We start from the raw sequence: 15,113 nt of genomic DNA on the forward strand, positions 1-15,113 counted from the left end.
AGTCATGTCAGCCATAGAAATCCGTCACGTCAAGAAGCGCTACAAGTCGCTTCAGGCGCTCAAGGGCGTCAGCCTGTCGGTCGAGGAAGGCGAGTTTTTCGGTCTGCTCGGCCCCAACGGCGCAGGCAAGACCACGCTCATCAGTATCCTCGCCGGGCTCGCCCGGGCCGACGAAGGCAGTATCTCGGTGCGTGGTCACGACGTCGTCAAGGACTTCCGTGGCGCGCGCCGTGCACTCGGCGTCGTGCCGCAGGAACTCGTGTTCGATCCGTTCTTCACCGTCCGCGAGACGCTGCGGATCCAGTCCGGCTATTTCGGGCTGCGCCGCAACGACGACTGGATCGACGAAGTGATGGCCAATCTCGACCTCACCGAGAAGGCCGACGCGAACATGCGCGCGCTGTCGGGCGGGATGAAGCGCCGCGTGCTGGTCGCGCAGGCGCTCGTGCACCGGCCGCCCGTGATCGTGCTCGACGAACCGACCGCCGGCGTCGACGTCGAATTGCGCCAGACGCTGTGGAAATTCATCTCGCGCCTGAACCGCGAAGGCCACACGATCGTGCTGACCACCCACTACCTCGAGGAAGCCGAGTCGCTGTGCGACCGCATCGCGATGCTGCGCCGTGGCGAAGTGGTCGCGCTCGACCGCACCGACGCGCTGCTGCGCCGCTTCGCGGGGCTGCAGCTCTACCTGCGTCTTGCGACCGGCGCGCTGCCGTCCGAGCTGCGCGGGCTGGAGTCCGACCCGGCCGCCCGCGCGCCGGGCGAGCACCTGCTGCGCCTGACGAGCTACGACGATGTCGAGCGGATCCTCGCGCAATGTCGCGCGGCAGGTTGCACGTTCGACGAGATCGAGGTCCGCAAGGCCGACCTCGAGGATGTGTTCGTCCAGGTGATGAACGGGGCAGACGTCATCGAGGGATTGGCATGAGCGGGTTTCAAACGCTGTTCTACAAGGAACTGCTGCGTTTCTGGAAGGTGTCGTTCCAGACGGTGTGCGCACCGATCGTCACGGCGCTGCTGTATTTGACGATCTTCGGCCATGCGCTGTCGGGCCGCGTCGAGGTCTATCCGGGCGTCGAGTACGTGAGCTTTCTCGTACCGGGCCTCGTGATGATGAGCGTGCTGCAGAACGCGTTCGCGAACAGCTCGTCGTCGCTGATCCAGTCGAAGATCACCGGCAACCTCGTGTTCATGCTGCTGCCGCCGCTGTCGTACCGCGACATCTTCGGCGCGTACGTGCTCGCGTCCGTGGTGCGCGGCCTCGCGGTCGGCACGGGCGTGTTCGTCGTGACGATCTGGTTTATCCCGATGCATTTCGCGGCGCCGCTGTTCATCATTGCGTTCGCGCTGCTCGGCTCGGCGATCCTCGGCACGCTCGGCCTGATCGCCGGGATCTGGGCCGAGAAGTTCGACCAGCTCGCCGCGTTCCAGAACTTCCTGATCATGCCGCTGACGTTCCTGTCCGGCGTGTTCTATTCGACGCACTCGCTGCCGCCCGTGTGGCGCGAGATCTCGCGTCTCAATCCGTTTTTCTACATGATCGACGGCTTCCGTTTCGGGTTCTTCGGCGCGTCCGACATCAACCCGTTCGCGAGCCTCGCGATCGTCACCGGTTTCTTCGTGCTGCTCGCGCTGATCGCGATGCGGCTGCTCGCGACCGGCTACAAACTGCGTCATTGATATCGACAGGCAGCGGCCGCCATCCAGGCGGCGCGCGCCGACAGGAGCCTTACACCATGTTGCCGACTCCCGAACAGGTCAAGCAATACATCGCCGGCGGTCTCGCCTGCACGCATCTGGAAGTCGAAGGCGACGGCCAGCATTTCTTCGCGACGATCGTGTCGGCGGCCTTCGAAGGCAAGCGTCCGATCCAGCGGCACCAGCTCGTCTACGCGGCGCTCGGCGATCGCATGAAGCAGGAAATTCACGCGCTCAGCATGAAGACGCTGACGCCCGCCGAATGGCAGAACGCATAAACGGAAATCACTGAGTGCAAGTCACCGTCAACGAGCGCGACGCCGTCCAGAGCGTCGCCACGGCACACCCGGCCGCCAACGGGGAATCGCATGGCCATGGGATGGACAAGCTCGTGATCGAAGGCGGCCACCGCCTGTCGGGAGAGATCGTCGTGTCGGGCGCGAAGAATGCCGCGCTGCCGATCCTGTGCGCGGGGCTGCTCACCGCCGATCCGGTCGATCTCGACAACGTGCCGAATCTCAAGGACGTGCGTACCACGCTGAAGGTGCTGAACCAGATGGGCGTGAAGAGCGAGACCGACGGCTGCCGCGTGCAGCTCGACGCGTCGCGCGTCGACAACCTCGTCGCGCCGTACGAACTCGTGAAGACGATGCGCGCGTCGATCCTCGTGCTCGGGCCGCTGCTCGCGCGCTTCGGCGAGGCGAAGGTGTCGCTGCCGGGCGGCTGCGCGATCGGCGCGCGTCCGGTCGACCAGCACATCAAGGGCCTGCAGGCGATGGGCGCCGAGATCAGCATCGAGCACGGCTTCATCGAAGCCCGCGCGAAGCGCCTGAAGGGCGCGCGCATCGTGACCGACATGATCACGGTGACGGGCACGGAAAACCTGCTGATGGCCGCGACGCTCGCTGATGGCGAGACGGTGATCGAAAACGCCGCGCGCGAGCCTGAAGTGAGCGATCTCGCACACTTGCTGGTCGCGATGGGCGCGAAAATCGACGGCATCGGCACCGATCGCCTCGTGATCCAGGGCGTCGAGCGGCTGCACGGCGCGCGCCATTCGGTGATCCCCGACCGCATCGAGGCCGGCACGTTCCTGTGCGCGGTCGCGGCGGCGGGCGGCGACGTGATGCTGACGGGCGTGCGCCCGCACATCCTCGACGCGGTGATCGACAAGCTGCGCGAAGCCGGCGTGTCGATCGAGGAAGGCGACAGCTGGCTGCGCGTGAAGATGGACCGCCGGCCGTCGGCGGTCACGATCCGTACGTCGGAATACCCGGCGTTCCCGACCGACATGCAGGCGCAGTTCATGGCCCTCAATACGGTCGCGACGGGTACCGCGCAGGTCGTCGAAACCATTTTCGAGAACCGTTTCATGCACGTGCAGGAGCTGAACCGGCTCGGCGCGAACATCACGATCGACGGCAACACCGCGCTCGTGACGGGTGTCGATAAGCTGTCGGGCGCGAACGTGATGGCGACCGACCTGCGTGCGTCGGCGAGCCTCGTGATCGCGGGGCTGCGTGCCGACGGCGAAACGCTCGTCGACCGCATCTATCACCTGGACCGCGGCTACGACCGCATGGAAGCCAAACTGACCGCCGTCGGCGCGAACGTGCGCCGCCTTTCCGGGAGCCAAGCATGACCGCGCCGCTGACCCTTGCCCTGTCGAAGGGCCGGATTTTCGAGGAAACCCTGCCGCTGCTGGCCGCGGCCGGCGTGCAGGTCACCGAGGATCCGGAAACGTCGCGCAAGCTGATCCTGCCGACGACGAACCCCGACCTGCGCGTGATCATCGTCCGCGCGAGCGACGTGCCGACCTACGTCGAATACGGCGCGGCCGACTTCGGCGTGGCCGGCAAGGACGTGCTGGTCGAGCATGGCGGCTCGGGCCTGTACCAGCCGATCGATCTGAACATTGCGCGCTGCCGGATGTCGGTGGCCGTGTCGGCCGGTTTCGACTATGCGAGCGCCGTGCGCCAGGGCGCGCGCCTGCGCGTCGCGACGAAGTACGTCGAAACCGCACGCGAACACTTTGCCGCGAAGGGCGTGCACGTCGACCTGATCAAGCTGTACGGCTCGATGGAGCTTGCGCCGCTGGTCGGGCTGGCCGACGCGATCGTCGACCTCGTCAGCTCGGGCGGCACGCTGAAGGCGAACAATCTGGTCGAGGTCGAGGAGATCATGGCGATCTCGTCGCGCCTCGTCGTGAACCAGGCTGCGCTGAAGTTGAAGCGCACGGCACTCAAGCCGATCCTCGACGCGTTCGAACGCGCGTCGCAGAATGGCGGTTGAGCGCATCACCGTAACGGAACTCCCATGTCCATCACCATCCGCAAGCTCGATTCGACGAGCGAAGGCTTCGGCGCCGCACTGCGCGCGCTGCTCGCATTCGAGGCGAGCGAAGACGCGGCGATCGAGCAATCGGTCGCGCAGATCCTCGCCGACGTGAAGTCGCGCGGCGACGCCGCGGTGCTCGAGTACACGAACCGCTTCGACCGGCTGAGCGCAAATAGCGTCGCCGCGCTGGAGCTGCCGCAGGACGCGCTGCAGACGGCGCTCGACGGCCTCGCGCCGAAGGCGCGCGCGGCACTGGAAGCGGCTGCTGCGCGGGTGCGCGCATACCACGAGAAGCAGAAGATCGAGTGCGGCACGCATAGCTGGCAGTACACGGAAAGCGACGGCACGGTGCTCGGCCAGAAGGTCACGCCGCTCGACCGCGTCGGCCTGTACGTGCCGGGCGGCAAGGCCGCGTATCCGTCGTCGGTGCTGATGAACGCGATTCCCGCGCGCGTCGCGGGTGTCGGCGAGATCGTGATGGTCGTGCCGACGCCGGACGGCGTGAAGAACGACCTCGTGCTCGCCGCGGCGCTGCTCGGCGGCGTCGATCGCGTGTTCACGATCGGCGGTGCGCAGGCGGTCGGCGCGCTCGCATACGGCACGGCGACGGTGCCGGCCGTCGACAAGATCTGCGGCCCCGGCAACGCGTACGTCGCATCGGCGAAGCGCCGCGTGTTCGGCACGGTCGGCATCGACATGATCGCCGGGCCGTCCGAAATCCTCGTGCTGTGCGACGGCACGACCGATCCGAACTGGGTCGCGATGGACCTGTTCTCGCAGGCCGAGCACGACGAACTCGCGCAATCGATCCTGCTGTGCCCGGACGGTGCGTTCCTCGAGCGCGTCGAAAAGGCGATCGACGAGCTGCTGCCGTCGATGCCGCGCCGGGACGTGATTCGCGCGTCGCTCGAAGGCCGCGGCGCGCTGATCAAGGTGCGCGACATGGCCGAGGCCTGCCGGATCGCGAACGACATCGCGCCCGAGCACCTGGAGATTTCGGCGCTGGAGCCGCAGCAATGGGGCAAGCAGATCCGCCATGCGGGCGCGATCTTCCTCGGCCGCTACACGAGCGAGAGCCTCGGCGACTACTGCGCGGGCCCGAACCACGTGCTGCCGACGTCGCGCACCGCGCGTTTCTCGTCGCCGCTCGGCGTGTACGACTTCATCAAGCGCTCGAGCCTGATCGAGGTCAGCGCGGAAGGCGCGCAGACGCTCGGCGAGATCGCCTCCGAGCTTGCGTACGGCGAAGGGCTGCAGGCGCACGCGAAGAGCGCCGAGTTCCGGATGAAGCACTGACCGCACGCTGCGCGGGGCCGCGGCTGGCGCTGATGTGCCGCCCGGCCTGCCCCTGAAGGCCGGGGCTGGAGACACCTGTGCAGGGCGGCAGCCGCCGCTCTGCCGACCCATTGACGCCGGCGCGACGCACGCCGGCTTGAGACCATGACGACGCCACAAGACATCATCCGCCGCGACGTGCTCGCGATGACGAGCTACCCGGTGCCGGACGCGAGCGGGTTCGTGAAGCTCGACGCGATGGAGAACCCGTACCCGCTGCCCGAACCGCTCGCCGCGGCGCTCGGCGAGCGTCTCGCGCAGGTCGCGCTGAACCGCTACCCGGCGCCGCGCCCGGCCGCGCTGCTCGACAAGCTGCGCCACGCGATGGGCGTGCCAGCCGGCTGCGACGTGCTGCTCGGCAACGGCTCGGACGAAATCATCAGCATGATGTCGGTGGCCTGCGCGAAGCCGGGTGCGAAGGTGCTCGCGCCGGTGCCGGGCTTCGTGATGTACGAACTGTCCGCGAAGCTCGCGCAGCTCGAATTCGTCGGCGTGGCGCTGAAGGCCGACCTGACGCTCGACGTCGACGCGATGCTCGCGGCGATCGCCGAGCATCGTCCGGCGATCATCTATCTCGCCTACCCGAACAACCCGACCGGCACGCTGTACGACGATGCCGACATCGAACGGATCGTCGCGGCCGCGCGGCACAGCCTGATCGTGATCGACGAGGCGTACCAGCCGTTCGCCGTTCGCTCATGGCTGCCGCGCGCCGCCGAATTCGACAACGTCGTCGTGATGCGCACGGTGTCGAAGCTCGGCCTCGCGGGCATCCGCCTCGGCTATCTGGTCGGTTCGCCCGCGTGGCTGACCGAATTCGACAAGGTGCGCCCGCCGTACAACATCAACGTGCTGACCCAGGCGACCGCCGATTTCCTGCTCGACCACCTCGACGTGCTCGACGCGCAGGCGGCCGACCTGCGTGCGGAACGCACGCGTCTCGCGCAGGAAGTGGCCGCGCTGCCGGGGGCGACGGTGTTCCCGAGCGCCGGCAATTTCCTTCTGGTGCGCGTGCCGGACGCGGCCGCCGTGTTCGACGCGCTGCTCACCGAGCGGGTTTTGGTCAAAAACGTGAGTAAAATGCATCCGTTGCTGGCGGAATGCGTGCGGCTGACCGTCGGTTCTCCCGACGAAAACGCGCGCCTGCTGGCCGCTTTGAAACTCGCGCTGCCCGGTTGAGCCTCTGGGCGCCGCAGCGCGAAGCGATCAATCCCCATTTACATCGACTCAGTCAAGGAATTGCCATGCGTGTGGCGGAAGTCGTTCGCAATACCAGCGAAACGCAGATCCGTGTGAAGCTCAATCTCGACGGCACGGGCCAGCAGAAGCTGGCCACCGGCGTGCCGTTCCTCGACCATATGCTCGACCAGATCGCTCGACACGGTCTGGTCGATCTCGAGGTTGAAGCGCATGGCGATACGCATATCGACGACCACCACACGGTCGAGGATGTCGGCATCACGCTCGGGCAGGCCGTCGCGAAGGCGATCGGCGACCGCAAGGGCATCCGTCGCTACGGCCATTCGTACGTGCCGCTCGACGAAGCGCTGTCGCGCGTCGTGATCGACTTCTCGGGCCGGCCGGGCCTCGAATTCCACGTGCCGTTCACGCGGGCGCGGATCGGCACGTTCGACGTCGACCTGTCGATCGAGTTTTTCCGCGGTTTCGTGAACCACGCGGGTGTCACGCTGCACATCGACAACCTGCGCGGGATCAACGCGCACCATCAGCTCGAGACCGTGTTCAAGGCCTTCGGCCGTGCGCTGCGCGCGGCGGTGGAACTGGACGAGCGTGCGGCGGGGCAGATCCCGTCGACGAAGGGCAGCCTCTGAACCTGAACTGACCGGACGGAGCGTCAACGACAACCTCACGGCTTCGGCGCGCGGCGCCGGCTTGCGATGGATCTGCTCAAATCGTTCATTTCGCTGCTGGCGCTGATCAACCCGGTCGGTGCGGTGCCGTTCTTCCTGAGCCTGACGGCGCAGCAGACGGATGCCGAGCGGCGGCGCACGATCCGGATCGCGTCGGTGTCGGTGTTCTGCGTGATCACGGTGACGACGCTGCTCGGGCAGCAGATCATCAACTTCTTCGGCATTTCGGTCGGGTCGCTCGAAGTGGGCGGCGGGATCATCATGCTGCTGATGGCGATCAACATGCTGAACGCGCAGATCGGCAACACGCGATCGACGCCGGAGGAGCGCCACGAGGCCGAGCTGAAGGACAACATCGCGGTCGTGCCGCTGGCGATTCCGCTGCTCACGGGCCCCGGCTCGATCAGCACGGTGATCATCTATGCGGCGAACTCGCATCACTGGTATGAGCGGGCCGGGCTGGTCGCGATCGGCGCGGTCCTGGCTTTTCTGTGTTTCGTCGCGATGCGGCTCGCCGAGCCGATCGCGAACTGGATCGGCCGCACGGGCATCAACATCGCCACGCGGCTGATGGGTCTGATGCTGTCGGCGCTGGCGGTGGAATTCATCGTCAATGGACTGAGGGCGCTACTGCCTGCACTGAGATGAAAACTTCGATTGCGATTGTGGATTATGGGATGGGCAACCTGCGCTCGGTCGCGCAGGCGCTCAAGAAGGCCGAACCGGCCGCCGACGTGGCGATCGTCGACACGCCGGCCGCGATCCGCGCGGCCGACCGTGTCGTGCTGCCCGGCCAGGGCGCGATGCCCGACTGCATGCGCTGCCTGGGCGAATCGGGCCTGCAGGAGGCCGTGATCGAGGCCTCGCGCACGAAGCCGCTGCTCGGCGTGTGCGTCGGCGAGCAAATGCTGTTCGACTGGAGCGCGGAGGGCGACACGAAGGGCCTCGGCCTGTTGCCCGGCAAGGTCGTGCGTTTCGAGCTCGGCGGCCGCCTGCAGGACGACGGCTCGCGCTTCAAGGTGCCGCAGATGGGCTGGAACCGCGTGCGCCAGTCGCAGCCGCACCCGCTGTGGGACGGCGTGCCCGACGACGCGTATTTCTACTTCGTGCACAGTTATTACGTGACGCCGGACAACCCGGCACATACGGTTGGCGAAACGGCCTACGGCGCGCCGTTTACGTCCGCGGTCGCGCGGGATAACCTCTTCGCGACCCAATTCCACCCCGAGAAAAGCGCGGAGGTCGGGTTGCGTCTGTATCGCAACTTCGTACACTGGAAACCGTGAACGTCGCGTGCGTGCCACAGTCGGCGGGCCGGAAAGGCCTGTCGCATGGGGCTCGCGCGCCTAAGCGCCGAAAGAGTTGTACTAAACTAGCGAGACGGCGCGGTACCGGATTGGCCGGTACGCGCCGGATTCTTTTCTTTTTCCACGACGACACCCGATTGCTATGTTGCTGATTCCGGCCATCGATCTCAAAGACGGTCAGTGTGTGCGCCTCAAACAGGGCGATATGGACCAGGCCACGATTTTCTCCGAGGACCCGGCGGCGATGGCCCGCAAGTGGGTCGATCTCGGCGCCCGGCGGCTCCATCTGGTTGACCTGAACGGCGCATTCGCTGGCAAACCGAAAAACCTCGAGGCCATCGAGGCGATCCTCGAAGAAGTCGGCGATGAAATTCCCGTACAGCTCGGCGGCGGCATCCGCAGCCTCGAGACGATCGAGAAATACCTCGACGCCGGCCTGTCCTACGTGATCATCGGCACGGCGGCCGTGAAGGATCCGGGCTTCCTGCAGGACGCGTGCACCGCGTTCGCCGGCAACATCATCGTCGGTCTGGACGCGAAGGACGGCAAGGTCGCGACCGACGGCTGGAGCAAGCTGACGGGCCACGAAGTGATCGATCTCGCGCAGAAGTTCGAGGACTACGGGGTCGAATCGATCGTCTACACGGACATCGGCCGCGACGGGATGCTGCAGGGCATCAACATCGAGGCGACCGTGAAGCTCGCGCAGGCGGTCGGCATTCCGGTGATCGCCAGCGGCGGCCTGTCGAACCTCACGGACATCGAGAACCTGTGCGAAGTGGAAGAGCAGGGCGTCGAAGGCGTGATCTGCGGCCGTGCGATCTACTCCGGCGATCTCGATTTCGCGGCCGCGCAAAAGCGCGCGGACGAACTGAACGGCGAACTCGACAACGCGTAAGCGCGGTTGTCCCGCTCGCCGGGGCTGCCAGCAGGCGGCCCCGACCGGAAGCCTCGCGCGAGGCTTTCCGCAACCGGCCGTCCCATCGCGGCATTTGGCGCAACATCATGGCTCTAGCTAAACGCATCATCCCCTGCCTGGACGTGACTGCCGGGCGTGTCGTCAAGGGCGTCAACTTCGTCGAGCTGCGCGACGCCGGCGACCCCGTCGAGATCGCCCGCCGCTACGACGACCAGGGCGCCGACGAACTGACGTTCCTCGACATCACCGCGACGTCCGACCAGCGCGACCTGATCCTGCCGATCATCGAAGCCGTCGCGTCGCAGGTCTTCATTCCGCTGACCGTCGGCGGCGGCGTGCGTGCCGTCGAGGACGTGCGGCGCCTGCTGAACGCGGGCGCGGACAAGGTCAGCATGAATTCGTCGGCGGTCGCGAACCCGCAGCTCGTGCGCGACGCGGCCGACAAGTACGGCTCGCAGTGCATCGTCGTCGCGATCGACGCGAAACGCGTGTCGGCCGACGGCGAGACGCCGCGCTGGGAAGTCTTCACGCACGGTGGCCGCAAGAACACGGGCCTCGACGCGATCGAATGGGCGCGCAAGATGGCCGAGCTCGGCGCGGGCGAGATCCTGCTCACGAGCATGGACCGCGACGGCACCAAGTCGGGCTTCGACCTCGCGCTCACGCGCGGCGTGTCGGACGCGGTGCCGGTGCCGGTGATCGCCTCGGGCGGTGTCGGCTCGCTGCAGCATCTGGCCGACGGCATCAAGGACGGCCGCGCCGACGCGGTGCTGGCCGCGAGTATCTTCCACTACGGCGAGCACACGGTCGGCGAGGCGAAGCGCTTCATGGCCGACCAGGGCATCCCGGTGAGGCTGTGATGAATACGGAAACGAATGCATTGCCCGCGTGGCTCGACAAGGTTCGCTGGGACGACAACGGCCTCGTGCCGGTGATCGCGCAGGAAGCGTCGACGAACGACGTGCTGATGTTCGCGTGGATGAACCGCGAGGCTCTGGCGAAGACGATCGAGACGCAGCGCGCGGTCTACTATTCGCGCTCGCGCAAGCGCCTGTGGTTCAAAGGCGAGGAGTCGGGCCACGTGCAGCACGTGCACGAGGTGCGGCTCGACTGCGACGAGGACGTCGTGCTGCTGAAGGTCGAGCAGGTGTCGGGCATCGCGTGCCACACCGGCCGGCATTCGTGCTTCTTCCAGAAATTCGAAGGCACCGTCGACAGCGGCGACTGGGTCGCGGTCGAACCGGTGCTGAAAGACCCCGAACACATCTACAAATGACGCAATCGACCGAAGACACGCTGCTGCGCCTCGCGGCCGTGATCGATAGCCGCAAGGGCGGCGACCCCGATCAATCGTACGTATCGCGCCTGTTCCACAAGGGCGACGACGCGGTGCTGAAGAAGATCGGCGAAGAGGCGACGGAAGTCGTGCTGGCCGCGAAGGACGTGCGCCAGGGCGGCGCGCCGACCGCGCTCGTCGGCGAGGTGGCCGACCTGTGGTTCCACTGTCTCGTGATGCTGTCGCATTTCGACCTGAGCCCGGCCGACGTGATCGGCGAGCTCGAGCGCCGGGAAGGGCTGTCGGGTATCGAGGAGAAGGCCCTGCGCAAGCGTCGCGAGCGCGAGGAAAACGGCGGGTGACAGGCCCTTGTCGCGAGATGGCCACAGTGCGGTAAGCTGTAAGAATTGTCATCTAACGGGGGTAGCATCATGACCGATACGCCAAGCCAGTTTCCGCCGCCGTCGGTGCCGGGGGCCGCGGACGCCGAGCGCCTGAACGGGCTGCGCACGCTGACTCACGTGCTCTATGGCCTCTATGCGTTTCATTGGCTGACGGGCGGTGTCACGGGCATCATCGCGATCATCATCAACTACGTGAAGCGCGACGATGTGGCCGGCACGCCGTATGCGGCGCACTTCGAGTGGCAGATCCGCACGTTCTGGCGCGCGCTGATCGCGTACGTGATCGGGTTCGCGCTGATGTTCGTGGTGATCGGATTCGCAGTGATGTTTGTCACATGGATCTGGACGCTGTACCGTATCATCAAGGGTTGGCTGTACCTGAACGACAACAAGCCGCTCGATCCGCAGGCCTGGTTCTGACCGGCCACGGGCGGGCGTCTGCAGGAGCAACATGAGTCACGATCCGAATTGCCTGTTCTGCAAGATCGCGGCAGGCGAGATCCCGAGCACGAAGGTGCACGAGGACGACGAATTCGTCGCGTTCCGCGACATCCGCCCGGCGGCCGAGACGCACGTGCTCGTGATTCCGCGCCAGCATCTGCCGACGCTGTCGGCGGCGAGCGACGCCGATGCGCCGATGCTCGGCCGGCTGATGCTGCTCGTGTCGCGTCTCGCCAGCCAGCTCGGCGTCGCGTATACGGGCGGCGAAACCGGTTTCCGTACGGTGATCAACACGGGCCCGGGCGGCGGGCAGGAGGTCTATCACCTGCACGCGCATATCCTGGCCGGCCCGCGCCCCTGGCAGCGGATGGGTTGACGGCGCGGGGCGTTTCCCCGTATCGATGGTCGAAGCCGGCGCGTTGCCGGCGATTTGCGCCGCGTAGCGGCGTGGTTGAGGAGAGGTTTCATCATGGGTGGATTGAGCATTTGGCACTGGCTGATCGTGCTGCTGATCGTCGCGCTGGTTTTCGGTACGAAGAAGCTGCGCAACATCGGCGGCGATCTCGGCAGCGCGGTGAAGGGTTTCAAGGACGGCATGAAGGACGGCGAAACGCCGGCCGACGCGCAGCAACTGCCGCGCTCGGGCACGGTCGACGTCAACGCGAAGGAAACGACGCGTTCCGACTCGAACAAGACGTAACGTCGGCACGCTGACAGGCATTCGCGATGCTGGATCTTGGTCTTTCGAAGATGGCGCTGATCGGCGTCGTCGCGCTCGTGGTGCTCGGCCCCGAGCGCCTGCCGCGCGTCGCGCGTACGGCAGGCGCGCTGTTCGGCCGCGCGCAGCGGTATATCAATGACGTGAAGGCCGAGGTCTCGCGCGAAATCGAACTCGACGCGCTGCGGACGATGAAAACCGATTTCGAATCGGCCGCGCGCAATGTCGAGACGACGATTCACGACAACCTGCGTGAGCACGAAAAGGAACTGAACGACACGTGGCATTCCGCGGTCGGCGGTCTCAACGAAGCGGCGGGTGACGCCGGTTCGTACGGTTCCGACACACCCGCCGCGCCGTCGTGGCGCGGCAGTACGGCCGCGCTCGCGCCGAAACGCCGCAACTGGCGTGTCAAGCAGGCGGCTGCGCCTGTCTGGTACAAACGCGCGACTACCCGCCGTACGCACGTGCAGTCGGGCGCCGCGCGTGTCGCGCGCCACCAGCCGGCCAGCCTGCGCCGGCCGACGCGCTTCTTCTGAGCCGAGCGCATGCTCGCTCGTCAATCCTACCGAGGGCCGGCGTGAGCGACCCCCAGCAGACCCCGGGCGACGCCCCGGAAGAAACCTTCATTTCCCATCTCGTCGAGCTTCGCGATCGCATCATTCGCGCGGGGGCGGCCGTGATCGTCGTGTTCCTCGGGCTCGTCTACTGGGCGCCCGACATCTTCCGGCTGCTCGCGCGGCCGCTGATGCAGAACCTGCCGAAGGACGGCAAGATGATCGTTACCGACGTCACCGGCTCGTTCTTCGTGCCGATGAAGGTCACGATGCTCGTCGCGCTCTTGATCGCGCTGCCGATCGTGCTGTACCAGATCTGGGCCTTCGTCGCGCCGGGGCTGTACCAGCACGAGAAGAAGCTTGTCGCGCCGCTCGTCGGCAGCAGCTACTTCCTGTTCCTGTGCGGGATGGCGTTCGCGTACTTCCTCGTGTTCCCGACGATCTTCCGCGTGATGGCGCACTACAACGCGCCGCTCGGGGCGGAAATGACGACCGACATCGACAACTACCTGAGCTTCGTGCTCGGGATGTTCATCGCGTTCGGGGTCACGTTCGAGGTGCCGATCGTCGTCGTGCTGCTCGTCCGGATGGGCGTGCTGTCGCTGAAGAAGCTGAAGGAAATGCGGCCGTACGTGATCGTCGGCGCGTTCGTCGTCGCGGCGGTCGTCACGCCGCCGGACGTGTTCTCGCAACTGATGCTCGCATTGCCGCTGGTCGTGCTGTTCGAGATCGGGCTGCTGGCCGCGCGGTTCTTCGTGCCGAAGAAGCCGGCCGAGGAAGGCGAGGCGGAGAACGGCGAAGCCGCCAGTTGACGGCCGAGCGCCGGGCGGTGCGCGGCGGCCGGGCTGCCGGCGTCAGGCTTGAGCAAAACCCGATGGCGTAGTCGGTCGGAAAGCGGGTGGCGAGGCCATCTTCCCGGCAACGATGGTCTTTCGATACAAAGCAAAAGGGCAGCCAAGCGGCTGCCCTTTTTCATTTCCGATGGTGCCCATCCGGAAGGCGGCGGTGCGCCGCCCGCCTCACGTCATTCGGTATCGCTGTCCTGCTCGTCGAGCGTCTGCTTCGGCGGCGGCGGGCGCTTGCCGATCACGACGCTCACATCGAGCTCCTTGCCCTTGCGCACGACGTGCACCTTGGTCGGCGTGCCCGGCTTGATCTGCGCGACGGTGTTCAGCAGCTTCGTCGTGTCGGTGATCTCATCGCCGTTGACCGAGACCAGGATGTCGCCCGGCTTGATGCCGGCCTTGTCGGCCGGGCCGCCCTGCAGCACGCCGGCGACGATCGCGCCCGATTTCTGCGTCAGCCCGAACGACTCGGCGATCTCCGGTGTGACGTCCTGCGGCTCGACGCCGATCCAGCCGCGCGTGACCGAGCCCGTCGTGATGATGCTTTCGAGCACCGTGCGCGCGGTCGACACGGGAATCGCGAAGCCGATGCCGAGCGAGCCGCCCGAGCGCGAGTAGATCGCGGTGTTGATGCCGAGCAGGTTGCCATTCACGTCGACCAGCGCGCCACCCGAGTTGCCGGGGTTGATCGGTGCGTCGGTCTGGATGAAGTTCTCGAACGTATTGATGCCGAGGTGGTTCCGGCCGAGCGCGCTGATGATCCCCATCGTGACGGTCTGGCCAACGCCGAACGGGTTGCCGATCGCGAGCACGACATCGCCGACCCGCGACTGGTCGGAGCGGCCGAGCGTGATCGTCGGCAGGTTCGTCATGTTGATCTTCAGCACCGCGAGATCGGTTTCGGGATCGCTGCCGATCACCTTCGCGGTGGCCGTGCGGCCGTCGGCGAGCGCGACTTCGATCTGGTCGGCGCCATCGACGACGTGCTGGTTCGTTAGAATGTAACCTTCAGGGCTCACGATAACGCCCGAGCCAAGGTTGGCGGCCGGTTCGTCCTGCTGCTTGCGGGCGTTGCGGTCGCCGAAGAAGTAGCGGAACAGCGGATCTTTCGCACGCGGGTCGGGCGGCAGCGAGCCGTCCTTGCTGGAGAACACGTTGACGACGGCCGGCATCGCCTTCTGTGCGGCTTCGGCGTACGACGTGGTCGCGGGCGCACCGCCGATGCCCGGCGCGACTTCCCGCAGCGCAACGATCGGCGTGGCGAGCTGCTTGCCGAGCTGTCCTTGCCGTTGCAGCCATTGCGGCTTGAGCGTCACGACGATGAACATCAGCGCGAGCAGCACGGTAACCGCCTGCGCGAAGAACAGCCAGAAGCGTCTAAGCATCTGAATGGATTAGAGGT

The 15,113-nt window shown here is 66.3% G+C and carries 20 protein-coding genes; 19 read left to right on the forward strand and 1 reads right to left on the reverse strand.

Going from position 1 to position 15,113, the window contains the following annotated elements; all coding sequences use genetic code 11:
* The first annotated feature begins 4 nt into the window (after positions 1 to 4).
* From BCO18175_RS34465 to tatC, 19 genes are all read left to right on the forward strand, one after another.
* Positions 5 to 931: an ABC transporter ATP-binding protein gene (locus BCO18175_RS34465; RefSeq protein WP_011350722.1), complete on the forward strand. Its 927-nt coding sequence runs from the start codon at positions 5 to 7 to the stop codon at positions 929 to 931.
* Positions 928 to 1,683, forward strand: coding sequence for an ABC transporter permease (locus tag BCO18175_RS34470; RefSeq protein WP_011350723.1), 756 nt, complete (start codon positions 928 to 930; stop codon positions 1,681 to 1,683). The genes BCO18175_RS34465 and BCO18175_RS34470 overlap by 4 nt, the downstream gene beginning before the upstream one ends.
* A gap of 56 nt (positions 1,684 to 1,739) precedes the next feature.
* Positions 1,740 to 1,979 carry a BolA family protein gene (locus BCO18175_RS34475; protein WP_006477131.1) on the forward strand — a complete coding sequence of 80 codons (240 nt, stop codon included), beginning with the start codon at positions 1,740 to 1,742 and terminating at the stop codon, positions 1,977 to 1,979.
* 14 nt (positions 1,980 to 1,993) lie between these two features.
* On the forward strand, positions 1,994 to 3,343 hold the full coding sequence (gene murA / locus BCO18175_RS34480) for a UDP-N-acetylglucosamine 1-carboxyvinyltransferase (protein ID WP_174918451.1): 1,350 nt from the start codon (positions 1,994 to 1,996) through the stop codon (positions 3,341 to 3,343).
* Positions 3,340 to 3,993, forward strand: a complete 654-nt coding sequence (gene hisG, locus BCO18175_RS34485) for an ATP phosphoribosyltransferase (protein ID WP_011350725.1) — start codon at positions 3,340 to 3,342, stop codon at positions 3,991 to 3,993. The genes murA and hisG overlap by 4 nt, the downstream gene beginning before the upstream one ends.
* A gap of 24 nt (positions 3,994 to 4,017) precedes the next feature.
* The gene (gene hisD, locus BCO18175_RS34490; RefSeq protein ID WP_174987487.1) at positions 4,018 to 5,334 is read left to right on the forward strand and encodes a histidinol dehydrogenase; all 1,317 of its coding nucleotides are present in this window, start codon (positions 4,018 to 4,020) and stop codon (positions 5,332 to 5,334) included.
* Between the two features lie 144 nt (positions 5,335 to 5,478).
* Positions 5,479 to 6,552, forward strand: a complete 1,074-nt coding sequence (gene hisC / locus BCO18175_RS34495; RefSeq protein ID WP_174987490.1) for a histidinol-phosphate transaminase — start codon at positions 5,479 to 5,481, stop codon at positions 6,550 to 6,552.
* Positions 6,553 to 6,617: 65 nt separating this feature from the next.
* Positions 6,618 to 7,205 carry an imidazoleglycerol-phosphate dehydratase HisB gene (hisB, locus tag BCO18175_RS34500; protein ID WP_011350728.1) on the forward strand — a complete coding sequence of 196 codons (588 nt, stop codon included), beginning with the start codon at positions 6,618 to 6,620 and terminating at the stop codon, positions 7,203 to 7,205.
* Positions 7,206 to 7,271: 66 nt separating this feature from the next.
* On the forward strand, positions 7,272 to 7,892 hold the full coding sequence (locus BCO18175_RS34505) for a YchE family NAAT transporter (protein WP_011350729.1): 621 nt from the start codon (positions 7,272 to 7,274) through the stop codon (positions 7,890 to 7,892).
* Positions 7,889 to 8,530 (forward strand): imidazole glycerol phosphate synthase subunit HisH, encoded by a 642-nt coding sequence (hisH, locus tag BCO18175_RS34510; protein ID WP_174987493.1) that lies wholly within the window; start codon positions 7,889 to 7,891, stop codon positions 8,528 to 8,530. The genes BCO18175_RS34505 and hisH overlap by 4 nt, the downstream gene beginning before the upstream one ends.
* Positions 8,531 to 8,693: 163 nt before the next feature.
* Complete coding sequence (gene hisA / locus BCO18175_RS34515) at positions 8,694 to 9,449, forward strand: 1-(5-phosphoribosyl)-5-[(5-phosphoribosylamino)methylideneamino]imidazole-4-carboxamide isomerase (RefSeq protein ID WP_174918448.1); 756 nt, start codon at positions 8,694 to 8,696, stop codon at positions 9,447 to 9,449.
* Positions 9,450 to 9,556: 107 nt separating this feature from the next.
* Positions 9,557 to 10,330, forward strand: coding sequence for an imidazole glycerol phosphate synthase subunit HisF (gene hisF / locus BCO18175_RS34520; RefSeq protein ID WP_011350732.1), 774 nt, complete (start codon positions 9,557 to 9,559; stop codon positions 10,328 to 10,330).
* Positions 10,330 to 10,746, forward strand: coding sequence for a phosphoribosyl-AMP cyclohydrolase (gene hisI, locus BCO18175_RS34525; protein ID WP_039366640.1), 417 nt, complete (start codon positions 10,330 to 10,332; stop codon positions 10,744 to 10,746). Before hisF ends, hisI begins: the two co-directional genes overlap by 1 nt.
* Positions 10,743 to 11,108 (forward strand): phosphoribosyl-ATP diphosphatase, encoded by a 366-nt coding sequence (locus BCO18175_RS34530; protein ID WP_006751798.1) that lies wholly within the window; start codon positions 10,743 to 10,745, stop codon positions 11,106 to 11,108. The genes hisI and BCO18175_RS34530 overlap by 4 nt, the downstream gene beginning before the upstream one ends.
* A 69-nt stretch (positions 11,109 to 11,177) precedes the next feature.
* Positions 11,178 to 11,570 (forward strand): DUF4870 family protein, encoded by a 393-nt coding sequence (locus BCO18175_RS34535; protein WP_011350734.1) that lies wholly within the window; start codon positions 11,178 to 11,180, stop codon positions 11,568 to 11,570.
* A gap of 31 nt (positions 11,571 to 11,601) precedes the next feature.
* The gene (locus BCO18175_RS34540) at positions 11,602 to 11,967 is read left to right on the forward strand and encodes a histidine triad nucleotide-binding protein (protein ID WP_046544797.1); all 366 of its coding nucleotides are present in this window, start codon (positions 11,602 to 11,604) and stop codon (positions 11,965 to 11,967) included.
* A gap of 93 nt (positions 11,968 to 12,060) precedes the next feature.
* Positions 12,061 to 12,291 (forward strand): Sec-independent protein translocase subunit TatA, encoded by a 231-nt coding sequence (tatA, locus tag BCO18175_RS34545; protein WP_174918447.1) that lies wholly within the window; start codon positions 12,061 to 12,063, stop codon positions 12,289 to 12,291.
* 26 nt (positions 12,292 to 12,317) lie between these two features.
* Positions 12,318 to 12,848: a Sec-independent protein translocase protein TatB gene (gene tatB / locus BCO18175_RS34550; protein WP_174918446.1), complete on the forward strand. Its 531-nt coding sequence runs from the start codon at positions 12,318 to 12,320 to the stop codon at positions 12,846 to 12,848.
* A 41-nt stretch (positions 12,849 to 12,889) separates the two neighbouring features.
* The gene (tatC, locus tag BCO18175_RS34555) at positions 12,890 to 13,678 is read left to right on the forward strand and encodes a twin-arginine translocase subunit TatC (protein WP_174987495.1); all 789 of its coding nucleotides are present in this window, start codon (positions 12,890 to 12,892) and stop codon (positions 13,676 to 13,678) included.
* Between the two features lie 212 nt (positions 13,679 to 13,890).
* Here tatC and BCO18175_RS34560 read toward each other — a convergent pair whose 3' ends face one another.
* Entirely contained in the window at positions 13,891 to 15,096 is a 1,206-nt protein-coding gene (locus tag BCO18175_RS34560; RefSeq protein WP_039366626.1) for a Do family serine endopeptidase, read from the reverse strand.
* Positions 15,097 to 15,113: the final 17 nt, after the last annotated feature.

This window comes from Burkholderia lata, from assembly GCF_902499335.1.
In the GTDB taxonomy this organism is placed as follows: Bacteria; Pseudomonadota; Gammaproteobacteria; order Burkholderiales; family Burkholderiaceae; genus Burkholderia; species Burkholderia lata_B.

What these genes read in the sequence shown, in the direction of transcription:
- BCO18175_RS34530 (WP_006751798.1), top strand. Translation starts at nt 10,743, where the DNA reads ATGACGCAATCGACCGAAGACACGCTGCTGCGCCTCGCGGCCGTGATC.
- tatB (WP_174918446.1), top strand. Translation starts at nt 12,318, where the DNA reads ATGCTGGATCTTGGTCTTTCGAAGATGGCGCTGATCGGCGTCGTCGCG.
- BCO18175_RS34535 (WP_011350734.1), top strand. Translation starts at nt 11,178, where the DNA reads ATGACCGATACGCCAAGCCAGTTTCCGCCGCCGTCGGTGCCGGGGGCC.
- hisH (WP_174987493.1), top strand. Translation starts at nt 7,889, where the DNA reads ATGAAAACTTCGATTGCGATTGTGGATTATGGGATGGGCAACCTGCGC.
- BCO18175_RS34465 (WP_011350722.1), top strand. Translation starts at nt 5, where the DNA reads ATGTCAGCCATAGAAATCCGTCACGTCAAGAAGCGCTACAAGTCGCTT.
- hisA (WP_174918448.1), top strand. Translation starts at nt 8,694, where the DNA reads ATGTTGCTGATTCCGGCCATCGATCTCAAAGACGGTCAGTGTGTGCGC.
- hisD (WP_174987487.1), top strand. Translation starts at nt 4,018, where the DNA reads ATGTCCATCACCATCCGCAAGCTCGATTCGACGAGCGAAGGCTTCGGC.
- hisB (WP_011350728.1), top strand. Translation starts at nt 6,618, where the DNA reads ATGCGTGTGGCGGAAGTCGTTCGCAATACCAGCGAAACGCAGATCCGT.
- BCO18175_RS34475 (WP_006477131.1), top strand. Translation starts at nt 1,740, where the DNA reads ATGTTGCCGACTCCCGAACAGGTCAAGCAATACATCGCCGGCGGTCTC.
- BCO18175_RS34470 (WP_011350723.1), top strand. Translation starts at nt 928, where the DNA reads ATGAGCGGGTTTCAAACGCTGTTCTACAAGGAACTGCTGCGTTTCTGG.
- hisG (WP_011350725.1), top strand. Translation starts at nt 3,340, where the DNA reads ATGACCGCGCCGCTGACCCTTGCCCTGTCGAAGGGCCGGATTTTCGAG.
- hisI (WP_039366640.1), top strand. Translation starts at nt 10,330, where the DNA reads ATGAATACGGAAACGAATGCATTGCCCGCGTGGCTCGACAAGGTTCGC.
- tatA (WP_174918447.1), top strand. Translation starts at nt 12,061, where the DNA reads ATGGGTGGATTGAGCATTTGGCACTGGCTGATCGTGCTGCTGATCGTC.
- BCO18175_RS34505 (WP_011350729.1), top strand. Translation starts at nt 7,272, where the DNA reads ATGGATCTGCTCAAATCGTTCATTTCGCTGCTGGCGCTGATCAACCCG.
- BCO18175_RS34560 (WP_039366626.1), bottom strand. Translation starts at nt 15,096, where the DNA reads ATGCTTAGACGCTTCTGGCTGTTCTTCGCGCAGGCGGTTACCGTGCTG.
- hisF (WP_011350732.1), top strand. Translation starts at nt 9,557, where the DNA reads ATGGCTCTAGCTAAACGCATCATCCCCTGCCTGGACGTGACTGCCGGG.
- BCO18175_RS34540 (WP_046544797.1), top strand. Translation starts at nt 11,602, where the DNA reads ATGAGTCACGATCCGAATTGCCTGTTCTGCAAGATCGCGGCAGGCGAG.
- hisC (WP_174987490.1), top strand. Translation starts at nt 5,479, where the DNA reads ATGACGACGCCACAAGACATCATCCGCCGCGACGTGCTCGCGATGACG.